Annotated in this window: 3 protein-coding genes; all 3 read right to left on the bottom strand. The window is 38.8% G+C overall.

Translation table 11 applies throughout. The features are described from left to right. Positions 1–19: 19 nt before the first annotated feature. A complete protein-coding gene (locus tag QP953_RS07000; RefSeq protein ID WP_309554436.1) occupies positions 20–11737 on the bottom strand; it encodes a gliding motility-associated C-terminal domain-containing protein in 11718 nt (3905 codons plus the stop codon). A gap of 682 nt (positions 11738–12419) precedes the next feature. Next, a complete protein-coding gene (locus tag QP953_RS06995) occupies positions 12420–13463 on the bottom strand; it encodes an OmpA family protein (protein ID WP_309554435.1) in 1044 nt (347 codons plus the stop codon). Continuing rightward, complete coding sequence (locus QP953_RS06990) at positions 13463–16765, bottom strand: CHAT domain-containing protein (RefSeq protein WP_309554433.1); 3303 nt, start codon at positions 16763–16765, stop codon at positions 13463–13465. The genes QP953_RS06995 and QP953_RS06990 overlap by 1 nt, the downstream gene beginning before the upstream one ends. Positions 16766–16837: the final 72 nt, after the last annotated feature.

Here is a 16837-nt window from a genome sequence, read left to right as displayed (position 1 = left end):
CTCACTTCATTACTCCAACTTACCGTCGTAACTCTACAGATCCCTGTATTTGTTCTTGATCACCTATTTTTATAATATAAAAGTAGGTGCCGTCAGGCAAGACTCTTCCCTGATGAGTTCCATTCCATTGATTTTGATAATGATCAGATTGATAAACTAAATCTCCCCAACGGTTAAAGACCAATAGTTTTGCGACTTGTGCGTTATCTAGGCAAGACACCTCAAATAAATCATTGACCCCATCTTCGTTCGGGGTAAAAATATTAGGAATATCACAGTCCAAAACGGGACTAATATCCAACAGTACCAACGCTGTATCACAGTTAGAAGGACAAACAGGATTGCAAAGTTCGTAAATAAAGCTCTGATTATTAAGTACTCCTTGTAAATTTAATTCAAATTCGCCATTATTTAGGTTCACCATCTGCCCTTCGTTCATTGGTGTGTTGATATAAATGTCCCAATTGTTGGTTAAAACATCATTGGTACGAACATTAACCACAATAGCAGAATTACTTGGTACCACACTAAAATGATCTGCATTGGCAATTGGACTCGCCCCTCCTAATATAACTAACATAGAATCTGCACTATAGTTGACACAAGCACCATTGGACAATGTCCAAATAAACAAGGTCGTATCTTGTTGTAAATTAGTTACAATAGTATTCGGTTGGTTTGGTGTAATAATAACAGCAGATGTATTCGTTGTCCAAATCCCTGTCCCTATGGATGGACTAGTCGCATTTAAGAGTAATGTATCTTGACTACAAGTAACAATATTTCCTCCTGCTTGAGCTGAAATACTAGGTGCCACCGCTATATCAATTTCAACGGTATCTGTCGAATGAATCCCACAAGCACCATTATCAAATTCCCAAACAAAGGTGTAGCTATTTCCAGGAATCAAACCTGTAATAGGGCTTAATGGATCGTTGATATTCCCAATAGTTGCTCCCGTAGCAGCTTGTGCAGGCGACTGTGTCCAAGTACCGTTACTCAAAGTAGGATTACTTCCCGTCAAGGTAGTGGTAGATATTCCACATAAATTTTGATCTACCCCTGCATTCGCAATATCCGTACTTTGAGGAGCAACAACAACAATCAAAGAATCGGTTGAAATACTAGGACATGTTGCATTGGACAATGTCCAATAGAATACATTCGTGCCAATAGGTAAGTTAGCAACAAACGTTGTCGCAGCAGTCGGATTTACAATTGTTGCTCCAGAGCTTGTTGTCCAGACTCCAGTTGTGTTGGCAGGAGGAATGGTAGCTGTTATCGTCGTTGTATCTATGCCACACAAGTTTTGATCAGCACCCGTTATAGCAACTGCGGAGCTATTGTTGTAAAGCGTTACAGTAGTAGCGTTCGATTGTGCAGTACAACCATTTAGAGTCACAACAACATAATAACTTCCTGTATCGGCTAGCGTTACGTTATTTAAGGTATAATTCTGCCCTTGCCCTATACTGGTACCCAATGGCAATTTATACCAATTGTATGTAGCTCCAGTAATCGTAGAAGCCATTAATACGATAGAATCTCCTGTACAACCAGGGCTACTATTGGATGCAATTGGGGCATTCGGCAAGGGATTGACCTCTACCACAACACTTCCTGGCAAAGAAGGGCAATTATTATTATCCACAACAACCAAATAGTAGGTTCCTGAATCCAAGGTTGTTACAGCAAAAGGATTAGGATTTTGTACACTTGCAGTAAATCCATTCGGTCCCGTCCAACTATAACTATTTGCTGATGTCGTTGTAAACAAGGTTAATATATCTCCTTCACACAATGCCGTATCCACAGGCATATTCGGAGCTAAAGAGACAGGGTGAACTGTTACAACCGTAGAATCTAGTGCGGTACAGCCCGTTGCGGTATCCAATACTTCGACATAAAAAGTTGTCGTGTTTGTAACATTGGGAACCGTTACATTGGCACCAATACCCTCCGCTTGATTCAAAGCAAGATCTCTATACCAAGTTATAACGGGGGTTCCTGAAGTTACTGTTGCGGCTATTGATAAGGCTACTGTGTCGCCTGTACAAATAGGTCCTGTATTAGAAATATTCGTAATATTCGGCTCTGAACCAACCGCAACGGTTATGGTATTAGAAGTAGAACGACAACCTGTTATGGTATCAATGCAGATCATATACCACGTAGCATTGCCATAACTGTTATCATTCGGTGGAATTGTAGTCGTAGTTCCTATCGTCCATAAATTATTTCCGCCACCTGGCGTTCCCAAGACAGCCGCGCTATTCCCTAAGGGACCAATCCATTGAGCTTGTCCACACAGACCATTAGAACTCAAGACCAATGTATCACCATCACAAATTGGGCTATTGCTGACTATCGTTGGTGACAAAGGAACATTATTAATTACAATTCTAAACGTGGTATCCTTGGATATACATCCATTTGAGTCGATCACTGAAAGGCTATACAAACCTGAATCTAATACGGTTGCACTAGGTGTAAGTAGTGGATTTTGAACAGTATCAGCAAAGCCATTACTACCACTCCAAAAATAATTGACCGCTATTGTTGGGGTAGAGAAAACAATTGAATCGCCTACACAATGTTGAGTATCTATAGCAATTAGTGGGGCATTGGCTAATGGATAGGTCGATACTGCTGTAGGTATTGGGTCGGATGTACAACCACCTCCATTGGTTATTACCAAATAAAATGTCGTATTGGTAGTAATATTAGATACCGAAGGATTTGTACCTGTGCCCGCTATATTCGTTAAGGTAGAATCTGCATACCAAGTATAACTAGTAGTTGCTCCTATAGGAGCTGTACTTAGGTTAACAGTTCCTCCAACACAAATAGGTCCATCACTTGCCGTTGCTTGTGTATCTGGGTTTGGAACAATTATTACCAAACTAAAATTGGAGGTGCTAAAACAACCTGTCAAGGTATCTATACATCGTATGCGCCACAAACCACCTGTATGATTCGTGTCGCCTGGAGGAATCGCGATATTTCGACCAGATACAGCATAGTTGACTCCATTGGGTCCGATCCATTCTACGGAATCGCAATGGGTCGTAACGCTATCGGAACTCAAGAACAGTGTATCGTTAGCACACAAATACACAAAACCTCCTATCGTTGGCTCATCAGGTAAGCTATCTACAATTACATGCAAACTCGTATCTGCGGATAAACAGCCATTAAACCCAACAATAGAAAAAGTATAGGTTCCTGTATCTGATAACGTTGCATTGGATATAATTGGATTTTGCTGTGTCGATGTAAAGCCATTGGGACCTGTCCAAGAATGCCCAAACAAGGAAAATTGTCCAGTCAACTGAATGTCCTCTCCTTCACACACTCGAACATCTGATCCAATTCCTGGCGCAGGAGCCAAAGGATGTACATTAACTGTTGTTTGAGCCAAAGGCGAAACACAACCATTACTATTAATCAACACTACATAAAAGGTACTATCCGTTGTTATGCTATCTACACTAATAATTTGTGTCCTTCCAATTGTATCCATTCTCAGTGAATCGGAGAACCATAGATAACTTGCCCCTGACACAAAATTAGCTGTCAAGCGCACACTATCATTCAAACAAACAGGACCGTTATTGATAGCACTAGGTCTAGCTAAGGTTTGAATGCTAACAGCAACTATGTTGGACCCTATTTCACATCCCGAAGAAGTGTCCACACAGAATACTTGCCAATTTCCTGCTGCATAAGCACTACTATCTGATGAGATAACAACATTTGCTGTAGGCAAAATACGATTCCCAGGACCAATCCAATAAGCTGAATCACAACTTCCTGCTGTTGAGTTTAAGAATAAAGTATCTCCTTGACATATTGGGCTCGGAGCACTAGCCGTTGGAGCTACTGGTGGATTGCTTACATACACAAAAATACTTGTATCAGGAGAGTAACATCCATTAGCATCTACTACCTGTAGTGTATATAGCCCCTCATCCGCAGTAGTCACAGGACCAATATTGGGGTTTTGTTGCAAAGAAAACACGCCATTTGGTCCTGTCCAAGTATAACTTGTTGCTGGATTAGTTTGAAATTGGATAAAATCATTAATACAATTTGTTGTATCCACATCTATAGGAGGCGCAGAACTTGGCGGGTGTACCAAAACAATATTTGTATCCATAAAATAATTACATCCCAGAGCAGTTTGAACTACTAAAGCAAAAAAAGTATCACTGACAATATCAGGTATCACTACCGTTTGCCCTATATCGGCAATGGTTGTATCGCCCCTAAACCAAAGATAGCTAGTAGCTCCTGCTATTGAAGCAGTACTTAACGTAACACTGTCCCCTATACAGACTGGACCAGAATTTGACAATGCTCCTGCGGTAGGTATTGTTTCTATTCTAAAAATCGTGTCCTTGCTGCGTTGGCATCCTGTTAAGGTATCTGTAAAAATCACGGTCCATTGCCCAAATTGATAATAAATACTATCGCTTGTAATAATGACCAAACTATCTGTTTGGAAGGTATCACTGTTAGGTGTGACCCATTCAATGCGTACATTCGTAGGTTTGTTGCTTCCAAATACCAACGTATCTCCATTACAAGTCGTATCATTGCCGAACAGTAGTGGTGTTGGAGGTGGTATGCTCACATCTACTTTCATGCTTACCCTAGGTGCAGCACAGCCATTGCTATCTATTAAAAACAAATGGTAAGTCCCTGAATTTACCAAGCTTGCATTGGGGATAATTGGGTTTTGTTCAATGGAGGTAAAACCACTAGAATCTGTCCAAAAATAAGTACTTCCTAATGTTGTTGTTGTCAAGTAAATCGAATCTCCTTGACATACAATTTGATCGGCTCCTATATTAGGAATTGAAGGCACTGGTGCCACAATGATGGTATCTATAGCAACTGGTGAAAAACACCCGTTGGCTTCTTGTCGAAGGTAAACAATAGAGTCGTTGCTGATGGTATTAATCATTAGTGTGTCTCCAACTCTTATTGAATTGTTTAACAAAGAATCTGAATACCAAACACTGGAAGCCCCAAATGCTGTTGAGGTGATTAAAATAGCACTATCTCCAAAACAAACTGGATTGTTGTTGTTAATAATCGGCAAAGATGGTGTTGGAACTATGTTGACTCCTAATACATTGGAAGAGTCAAAACATCCTGATATTGTGTCATAACAAAATAATTGCCAAGTAGCATTGCCATATCCTGCGTCTAAATCACTTATTCCCAGCACATTCCCATTACCTAACAAGGTATCTAATGCGCTCACCCACACCGTACTATCACAAGTCGTATTGGAGCTAAACAAGATACTATCTCCGTCACAAACATTCCCCCCTCCTGTAATGATAGGAGCTGTTGGCAGGGCATGTACAAGAATTGTAATGGAGTCTACAGGTGAAGGACAACCATTCCCATCTACTATAAATACACGATAAATCCCACTTTGACTAGGCGTAGCGGTTGTAAGTGTAGGGGATGCACTTGTGGAAGCAAAACCATTGGGTCCCATCCATTCGTGACCAATAGAATAATTCAGCTCGGATAAGTTAATATCCTCTCCTTCGCAGATTACAGAATCTAATACATCAATGTCAGGAGTTCCTAAGGCAGGGTATACCAATACTTGTGTTGAACCTATCGTACTACATCCAAACGCATCTTTTACCTCCACATAAAAAGTGGTATCGCTTGTCAAACTATCAACCACTATCACCGTTCCTGTACCTACTGTATCTGTCAGTAAAGAATCTGTTGACCAAATATACGTAGAAGGATTGCTTTGTTGAGCAATCGATAAGGTTGCGTTACCATTAAAGCAAATAGGACCATCATTGGTTGGAGTAACACCTGAAGGTGGATTATTAACATCTACTCTAAACGGATTTGAAAAGTTAGATTCACAACCCGTCGACCGATCAAAACACCTTACTTGCCAATGATTAGAGGGGTCGTATCCTGGCATTCCTGGTCCTATGACCAATGAAGGATTATTGACGGTTGATAAGACGACAGAGAACGATAAATTGCTCCATACCAAGCTGTCACAACTACCACCTTCTAAACGTATTGAATCTCCTTGACAAACAAGGCTTGTTCCTGTGATTGTAGGGATGCTAGGTGTTGGATTAACCAAAATAAACATAGCAGTATCCAAGGATTCGCATCCATTTCCATCGGTGGCGCTGATGGTGTAAATTCCTGTTGCACTCGTATCTATTGGAAAAACGAACGGTGTCGTGCTTGTGCCACTACTTGAATAGCCATTGGGTCCCGTTACATCATAGATGGTTCCTGCGGGGTTCGGAGGGTTGATAACAAATTGAATAAACGAATTGGAACAAACCGTATCTTGTACAGATACATTAGGGGTCGCTGGTCTTGAATGGACAGTTACATGAGTCGTATCAAAATTACTACAACCATTCACTACAATAACACCATAAAATATGGTATCATTTTCTAAGCCGCCAATGGAGATGCTTGACACGGTGTCAATTCTAGTGCTATCAAAAGCAAACCATTGGTAAAAAGCCCCTGCCACCAAAGACATACTTAAATCGACAGTGTCTCCTACACAAATAGGACTATTATTAGCAAGAATAGGTTGCCTTGGAAGAGGTTTTATTGTTGTTGTCAACGTATTGGATATTTGAGAGCAACCTGTAACAGTATCCACACACAATACGGTCCAGTCTCCATCCAGATAATTTACATCAAAACTATCTATAAAAATACTATCGCCACCAACAAAAGTAGCTCCTGAGGGACCTTCCCAGATTAATTCGTCACAAATTCTATCGGATGCCAAAAATAGGGTATCTCCATCACAGATAGCAGTAGTTTGAGCTGTAATATTCGGAGCAGCTGGTAATCTATGAATAATTACCTGTATAGAATCTGCTTCAGAAGGACAACCATTGGCATCTTCTACAACTAAGACATAATATCCACTGTCTGCTAATGTAGCAGGATATATCAGTGGTTCTTGTTGAGTCGAATTGAATCCGTTTGGACCTGTCCATTCATAAACAGGTTGTAACGTTGGCGTGCTCAATTCCAAGGTATCAAATTCACAAACTTCTATTGTATCGGGCAGAATTGGGGGATTAGGTTGAGTATAAATACTCACGTGAGTAGTATCGGAATTGGTACAACCATTTAACTCTATAGACAATAAGAAGATGGTGTCACTCGTAATATTTGGAATATCTATAATATTTCCTGGTCCTATAAATAGAATAGAATCTTGATCATACCATCTGTAAGAGGCTCCAGCTACTATTGGAGTACTCAATTCAACCGACTCGCCAAAACATACAGGTCCATCATTATTTATAGCTGGTTTTAAAGGGATTGGGCGAATACGTGCTATATGATTCGACAACAAAGACTGACAACCTGTTGCCGTATCTATACAAGAAGCTGTCCAATTCCCTCCATCTTGATAATTAGGCGTTCCAGGAAGAACAACAAGGGTATCTCCCGCTATAAATGATACCCCCGAAGGACCAGTCCATTCAATTGCACCACAAGTACCCGAAGCAACTAATATTAACGAATCTTCATCACATATTGGATTGCTTGAAATAGAAGGGGGATTGGGTAATGGATTTACCGTAACATACACGGTCGTATCAGGTACATTACAATTATTGGTATCTACAATTGATAGCGTATAAGTACCTCCATTTGAAGGGGTCGCATTATTAATTCTAACTGTTCTATTGTTAACAGTCCCTCCTGACGGCAAGATCCATTGATAACGATTGGCAACAGTAGATGTAGTTACTGATAATGTATCTCCTTCGCATATTTCGAAATCCGCAGGAACATCAGGCTTAGGAGAAACAGGATGTACTCGAACTAATGTACGCCCTATTGAAGAACAATTTCCTATGCTCACTTCTACATAGAATATAGAATCTGTGGTAATATTAGGAACCGTTGGGTTGGGTCCCGTACCGGGAATTGTTGGTATCGTTAATAATGAATCACTAAACCAATTATAATTTGCTCCATTCACCAAAGGAACCCCTAGGCGAACTTCGTCCCCCATACAAACAGGACCATTATTAAAGCCATTAACAAAAGGTGGACTAGGGTCAATTTGAACGTTAACGAAATTAGACGTATCAACACATCCTGTTAGAATGTCTTCGCATATAAAACGCCAGTTTCCGCCTCCATAATTTGGATCTGTAGACAACAACGTTAGCGTATCTAAAGAGGTTGAAATGGCTGCTCCATTGGGTGCCAACCAAACACTTTGAGAACAGCCACCAGAATGATATAATTCTAAATCTTCTCCACGGCAAATAGGGCTATTCGTCTCTGCCAATGGGGCAATTGGATTGGCATTAATGGTCACATGAACCGATGTATCTGGTGAAGTACAGCCATTCGTATCAACAATAGATAAGGTATAAATCCCCGAGTCAGCTAAGACACTAGGAGTGATTGAAATGGTTTGTTGGTTTGGCAAGGTATGGTTAGGGTGGCTCCATCGAAATGTATCTGCATTTACGGTTGTGTACAAATAAATTAAGTCGCCTTCGCAAATCGTCATATCTGGAGATATATCTGGTCTAGGGGGATTAGGACTAACCACTACATTTACCAACCCCATTTGAGACCTACAATTAGGAGTGCTGTATTCTACATAAAATGTTGTGTCACTTGTTATTCCTGGGATGGTTACATTATTACCAAAATAAATTGGTCCCCCAACCCTACTAGGATTTTCATACCAGTTTACATTGGCTGTTAGTACAAATGGTACCGACAAACTAACGCTCCCGCCTACACAGACAGGACCATTTATCACAGGGTTAGGTCTCGGAGGCGTTGGCACAAGGCTAACAAACAAGGGATTTGAAGTTGCGGTACAACCAGTTAACGTATCGGTGTATTCTAATGTCCATATTCCAGATTGATAATTGGCATCACCAGGATTAACATCTACAAAATTAAATGTTCCTGTTTGATCTACAACAGGTCCTTGCCACAACAATGCCGTATTAGACACCAAATTTTGATCTTCTATACGAATGGTACTGCCATCGCAAATAACTCCCCCACCGATAATAGAAGGTGGATTGGGAGGTCTATTGACCTCTATATACAAAGAAGTATCTTCAGAAAAACACCCCGTAATAGTATCTTCTACCTCTAAAAAATAAACACCTTCATGGACAGAAGTTGCACCAAAAATAGTTGGTGACTGTAGATTAGATCTAAATCCACTAGGACCAGCCCAATGGTATCGAATATCTCCAACTGTATTCGTTGTTAAACGAATTGTGTCTCCAATACAAACCATCGTATCTACGGCTTGAATGTCGGGCGCAGCTATTGCTGGATTCTGTGTTATAAAAACATTATCACTCGTCGTACAACCATTATCATCTATAACCGTAATAATATAAGGTGTACTTGTTGCTCGTAAGTCAACTGCTGTTGGTCCCGTTTGACCATTGCTCCAATTATAAGTATAATTACCTACACCGCCACTACCTGCTCCTGTAGCTTCTCCTGTAGAATCGCCAAAACAAACTACGTGTACAATATTTGTGATGTTAACATTCAAAGGAGGTGGATTAAATAAGTCTACAGAATCAACTGCTGAGCAAGAATTAGCATCTGTTACCGTCACAATATATCGTCCAGCACCTCCAATAACAGTAGGTATTGTTGCTCCTGTGTTCCATGAAATACTGTAGCCTCCAACACCGCCGCTTGATAAAGCACTCGCCTCTCCATCAGCTGCACCAAAACAACTAATATTAGCTCCATTATAATTCGATGAAACAATCGCATTGACAGAGACTGGCGTTGTAGGTTCTGTCAATGTGTGACAAGTAACATCAAAACAACCGTTTTGATCGGTTACTGTAACGCAGTAGTTGACATTTGCTTTCAAATTAATTGCAGTCGCTGTCGTTTGTCCTCCCGCTGCGGCATCCCAAAGGTAAGTGTATCCTGGTACACCTCCAGAGCCACCTACGGTAATACTTCCTGTAGAATCGCCATGGCAAAGAATATTGGTAGAGTTAACTACAAAAGCTTGAATTGGGCTTGGTGCCCCAATATTCACAAAAACACTGTCTTTACAAGTATTTGCATCTCGTGCCACCACTTTATAAGTTCCTGGTGACAAGCTAACAGCAGTGCTTGTTGTTTGATTACCAGCTCCAGCATCCCATTGATAACTATAAGGACCAATTGTTCCTGTTGCAATTGCTGTTGCTGTTCCATCATTCGTATTGGAACAAGTAGCATCGGTTTGCCCACTAATCGAGACAACAGGTCTAGGATTGACGGTCACAACAACTTGGCTACTAGCACTTGTTGAATTTGAGTAGTTGGCTGTTACGGTATATGTCGTTGTACTTGTTGGTGATGCCTTAGGATTAGGAATATTAGGATTGGACAATCCTGTGCTAGGTACCCACTGATACGTTGGATTAGGTCCTGCCCCCAATGCATTTAATCGAGCACTGTCTCCTAAACAAATACTTGTATCTGGACTAGTTGTAACAGGACTAGGCGGAGCGGGCAATACATTAACTCGGTAAGTCATAATTCGAGTCCCTATTCTAGGACAATTATTATCATCAACATAAATTGTGAATGTATGTACTCCTTGATCTCCCACAGCAGGTGTCCAGTTAAAATCACCTCGCACAGCATCTGGTCCAAAAGCTGTTGCTGGAGTCGTTGAGAATGTGGCACCAGATACCGTATTATCATAACGCATGGTCACATTAATATTCGGAGAGAGATTTCCTAAGTCATTTCCAATTACAAAGAAATTTAATGGCGTATTAATAGTTGCCGAAGTTTGATAATTTGTTGTATTATTAACTCCTGACAAAGTGGGCAATACATGTGAACAGCCTCGGGTTCTAAGTTGAACATCTCTAACACGCCCCCCAATTAAAACCCCATTCCTATATTCTTGAACCAAAACACAAATAGGCGCATCTTGATTAGATGCTGAATTAAACTGAATGGCTCCTGTTTTATTATCTATTGTAAGAGATGGTCCAGACGTATTAATAGGATTGAGTCCATTGTAAGGAGCTACGTAATTAACATTTGTAGATGCTGCCCGACGACAATTGACCAAACTATACGCTAAGGAATCTCCATCTGGATCAATTGCTTTATAGCTATAATTGATTAGCTTATTTCTACAGCTAAAAAATAGAGGAGCATATATAAATTGGGGAGCACTGTTAGGAGTTGTGAGACTCCCATCAAACCTTGCTTCTACGTAAAATGGTTGAGTGCTTGGTGATGATAACGTATTAATTGTATTCTGTCTAAACTGATATGCCCAAGACATCAATACATTGCTACATCCTCCTGACAATGATAGAACTCCTGTATACCGATAGTGATGTCGCCCCATAAATTGCCCCCCATTACAAGCATTAACAGAATCTGAACAAATTGGAGAAACATCTTTAGGATACCCTGAAGCCAAATTTACCGTAAATGAATTGGCGCTAACACCACAACTTAAATCTCGCCAAGAAACGACTTGGGCACCACTCAAGATAGATTGCTTACAATCAGCATAAACATCCAATGTAACTTCATAAGTATTGATTGTCAAATATCTGTACGACAGTTCTCCTCCAATGACCGATTGACCTTGTACATTCGAAGGTAGATAATAGGACGCAACAAAAAACAAGAAAATTATTTGTAAAGTTTTTAATTTCATATACTATAGCTATTTGAATATATACGTTTATATCATACCGTATTAGGTCGTTACTTTTTTATTAAAAAAGTAGCGTTCTATTGATACAGCAATCCATAAATCATTCTCTTTTATGGATATTGGAGTGTGTGGTATTTATCTTTAAATGGACTAGAGCTACGTTGCCTGTATTAAGCTGAATGCATAAGCTGCTAAGTTATCTCTTTTTTTATTGCATGGTCTATTTCCTTCCTCTCTAGATTTTTTTATAAAAAACCGGTGCACAGTACCTCAAAGATAATCAACTCATTACAAGCTTACAAACTTCTTTTTTTTGTAATTTCAGATTATTTTAATAGATCATTTTATCAATATATTAGCAAGCTACTAGTTCCATAATAAAGATACCTATTCTTATAGTTATAGTTAGTTTTATAATAATTGCAGTTGTTGCATGATTTCATCCATCACAATGACCAACTAGCACTCCCTTGCTATTTGTTCTACAATAAATGCTTCCTATTTTTTCAATATTGTCATCATGCCGTTCGAGCAGATTATTTTATATTTGCATCAATAGCAGACTACTTTGTGGTATTTCATGTAAACTATTGATTGATGTTCTTATAGTTTTCTCTAAACGATTATTTAATTAAAGTAAACTATTGTTAAAACGAAAATAATCAACGAGATGTGACCTTTCTTAGTCACTCTTCTCAAACAAAAAAGCCCCTTCTTTTACCAACAAGCTCACCCGATTATTAACAGCGTGTTCCCGTCTAGAGCAATTAACTCCATCAACACAATCATTTAAAATTTCATCTTCTCCTTTTAATTCAAAAACATACTGATTAGCAGACACCCCCCGCTCTATCAGCTCTGCCTCTACTGTTTCCTTTCGTTTTTTACTAAGAATTAAATTTAATCGATCACTTTTTCGAGCATCTGTATGAATCTGAATTTCTATTTTCACATTAGGATTATCTCGAAGAATTCGAGTTAAAGTATCCAACCATATTTCACCTGAAAGTCGAACGGTTCGATCTATAAATTTCAAATTATACGCCTCTAAATCTAAAACATCTCCAGCTCTATAATTAGGTTTGGGCGCATTGGGTACAAAATTATAAACAAAGGGTATATTTCCAGAACCTGCACTAAGATCTTTCTTTTCGATACTTACTAGAGTATCCATCACACCTTCTATGACCACGTGCAATTCATAATCATTTCCTTTTACTGCCTTGATATCATAATCACCTGTAGCATCCAATACCTCTGTTCTTGTATAATTAGTTATTTTATTTTTTAAAGTAACCGTTCCCGTTTTTCCCTTAGGCATCACGATATTTCCTTTGATAGAGATAATATTTCTAGGACGTAGACTGATGCCCTTTTTATTTTGCTGGGTACGAGAAAAGTTTGCCGTTTTAACTTTTGATAACTGGGTATAAAAACCATCTTTTGATGTTTGTATCAAATAGCTTTTATCAGGTATCAAAGAAACAGTAATGACTCCAGCTGTGTCCGAGACAAATTCTCCTATAAATGTACTAACAGGTCGTTTTTGATTGCCAAAATCTTCTTGAAGTGTCAACGCCACCTTGGCACCATGCACAGGTGCTTCAAATGCAGCATTGCCAATATAAATAGCCGTTGGAACAGTAGAAGTACCATTCTGTGCTATTGACCATTGAGCAATCAGTCCTACAAAAAAAACGATATGTATTCGTATAAGTCTGTACATTAGTCTGTTCTTTTGTTCTTAAAGAAGGATACTCCAACTATTAATATTAATAATACAAGTCCTCCAATAGCCCAAGTTGTCCAAGCCCACCCTGAAGAGATTGTTTGCAAGCTATGCAATTGATCTGGTGTTCCGACTAAAATTAAGCCGCTCCAAAAATAAGGAACACAAATTAGTCCAGATCCTGCATCTAAAAAGTTTAACTTAGCTTTTTGCAATGCTTCAGCCTTAGGCAATCCCCTCATTAAATTTCTATAAAAATTCTCCATCAAAATCTGGGTAGCTTGATCCGATACAGGCCACAGCGTCATAGCAATATTAGGGCACCCTGCATATGCAAATCCTCTTGCTACAGACATGGCTCCTTCTCCTTTTTGTATCGTACCAACTCCTGTATTACAAGCACTTAATGCTACCAACTCTGCATTTAATTGCATATTATACAACTCATAAGTATGCAACAAACCATCTTCTACATCATCCCCCAACAATACCAAACTAGAATACAATGGATATTTATGATTCAAAATACCATGAGTAGCAAAATGCAGCACCCCATAATTTTGTCCCTCTGCTTTAAAGATAGCTTCCGTTGCCGAAAAAGCATCGTAAACCTTACCATGCGTTAGTTTTCCAATCGTATTCACCTCTATGGCAGCATTCTCCAAAGGTGTCAACAACAAATCTTCATATTTGCTTTGTTTTTCTCGATTAGAGACTGTAAAAGATTCTACTTTAGAAAAATCTGGTGCAAACCCCAAAAAGCCTTCAGGCACGTTCGAATAATCGTGTTCCTTGGCATCCAAATACAAAGTTGCGGAGTAGTTATAAGTCACAGATGCTTTTCGGATCAAATAAGGTACCTCTTTGTATATATCATAATTCTTGTTATCTCCTCCCCCAAAAGATTGTGAAAGATTCGCAGTTGGAACCAATTCAAAAGGCAAATAATTCAATTCAGCATCAGGAATAACAACAATAAATTTTTTGTCCAAATATTTTTCAATAGGTTGTATCAACGTCTCGTAAAAGATATTACTATACTTAATGAAATCGTCCATTTTCTCTCCTTTCAGAGAACGAATATACCGCTGTACAGATTTTTTTAGTGGCTTGGGAGTTCGCATACACTTGTAAACAATTAACTCTTTATGCACTACAATAACATGAATAAAAGAATCTACAATAGCATAATTTAAAAGAACATCATCCTTTCCCATCCGTTCTTGTAGTGCCTCGCAACTAATTGGCTGTTGCTTGTATTTCATGCTATAATATTCTGGATAGGTTTTTTCAATATAATCCAAATACTTAGGATACTCTTCTTCTACTTGCGCCAAATTTGCTTCTAATTTTTCTAAGCGCACCTTATCCATTTTTCTTCCCTGCTTAGCCTCGTAATAAATCTCTCCACTCAAATAAGCAATATCTGTTTTTAGTTTATTCTCTTTTTCCACCACCCAATCAGGCACCCTAGAAACCTTCTGTGCTCTTAATTGCTGTACAGCTTGTAACAATAAAGCACTTTTAGAGGTCTCGATATAAACAAACAATTGATGCAAATAAGCTTTGCTTTTTGTTTTGCCATACAATGCACTTACCGTCTGAATCGCTTGGTGGCTAATCAGCTGAGACAATTCCGACAGTTCGTATTTAGCGCCCTCTGTTCGATAACTTGCTCTAAGTTTGACCAACATACTCATTGCCAAATCCGAAACATTTAATGCTCGTTGCAACTCTTGCTCTGTTCCTGTCCCATTGCCATTATAATACAAATACAATACAGATGCTTTTGTAATCGTAGAGTGCAGCAATTCATACGGATATTGCCCCTCGGCAGGATTCGGCAAATCATCTCCTTTTATTATTCGAGCCCCTGTTACGGTAGAAGCATTGATCGAACGATTAATAAAAGACAAAGCCCGTCCATAAGCTTTATTTTGAATCGCAATTTCACTAATAAATCGAGTTGCTTCAGCAACCAAAGCATGTTTTTCGGGATACACACTTTGCATCAAATCGAGTGCCTTGTTGTAGAAAATTTCTGATTTGTCATAATTGCGAGCAGAAAAATATAGATTCCCTTTGGCCATATAAATCTCTATCCTTGCAACGTCTTGTTCACTCCTCGAAAATTTATTGATTAAACGTTCTGCTCGTTCATAATTCAGCAAAGCAATGTTAAAGTTTTCGCTCAATGCATTGTTTCCCAAATGCTCAATTGCCTCCAATGCATAGTTTTCTAATTCTTGTTCCAAAGTCCAATCATCCGAAATGTTTTCGACTGTCTTTTTATACCAATACAAAGACTTTCCTGTAATTTCTAATTTTTGACAGATTTTCCCCTGTTGCAAAAGACCATCATAAATATCTTTTGGAGCTCCTCCTATTTCCAATTGAATTGACAAAGCTTCTCCATTTTGTTCCAAGGCATCTTGATAATCCTTTATGCTCATGGCTATTGTCGCTAACATAGCTTTCGTTTCTGCCCGTTCTTTGGGCGACAAATCATATTCCAAAGCACTTTTTAAGTGCTCATAAGCCGTTTCGTATTCAGTATATTTATAATAAGAACGCCCTGTTTTAAAATCTAATTCTCCACGTTCACTAGAATCTGCTTGATTCAGCATTTTTCTATATTTGGCAGCAGCATCTTGGGGGCTTAAAACATTATCATATAAACTCCCCGCCTTCTTTTTATATTGATTGGTTAAATCTTGGTTCGTATCTTCTAATTTTTCGGAAGCATCAATCAAATCTTCATACGCCGTTAGAGCCCCTTGTTTGTTTCCTTGTTTGAGATAAAGTTCCCCTAAACTTTGTTGCAATTCAATATTAAAAATAGGAGAAAGATAATCTGGATTTTTTTTGGCAACTATTTCTGCCTCTTTTAAAAATGTATTGGCTTCTTTTTGTTCGTCGTAATACAGATGATATTTTCCCAAACACAATCTCAAATAAGCACGTGTCGCTTCGTTGTGTTTGGATTGTTCATTATAAAGTTCTTCTGCTCTTCTAAATGCTCGAAACGCCTCTTTCGGTTTGTCTTTATTTAGTAACACTATGGCTTCCATTGCTTTGGCAGCGATATAACCGTCTACTTCACCACTATTTTCATAACGTTTAGCAGACCGCTCAAAAGTAGCTTCTCCTGCTTTTAAATTACCTTTATAAAACTTATTTTCAGCATTTCTAAATACATTATAAGCTCCTTTGCTCTTTCCTGTTGAAGGCAACTGAGCATTCGTAATAGGGGTATAAAATAAAAAAAACAGGACGATAAATTTGACGTATATCTTCATTATATATTACAATTACAACAATGCTTCTTTTCTAGTATGGGGACGTGTAGAATCAAACATAAAAGTTACACT

The sequence above is a fragment of the Aureispira sp. CCB-E genome (assembly GCF_031326345.1).
Taxonomy (GTDB): domain Bacteria; phylum Bacteroidota; class Bacteroidia; order Chitinophagales; family Saprospiraceae; genus Aureispira.
This window is presented reverse-complemented; position numbering and strand designations above follow the sequence as displayed.

Coding starts and splice junctions, on each gene's coding strand:
- QP953_RS07000 (WP_309554436.1), bottom strand. CDS start 11,737: ATGAAATTAAAAACTTTACAAATAATTTTCTTGTTTTTTGTTGCGTCC.
- QP953_RS06995 (WP_309554435.1), bottom strand. CDS start 13,463: ATGTACAGACTTATACGAATACATATCGTTTTTTTTGTAGGACTGATT.
- QP953_RS06990 (WP_309554433.1), bottom strand. CDS start 16,765: ATGAAGATATACGTCAAATTTATCGTCCTGTTTTTTTTATTTTATACC.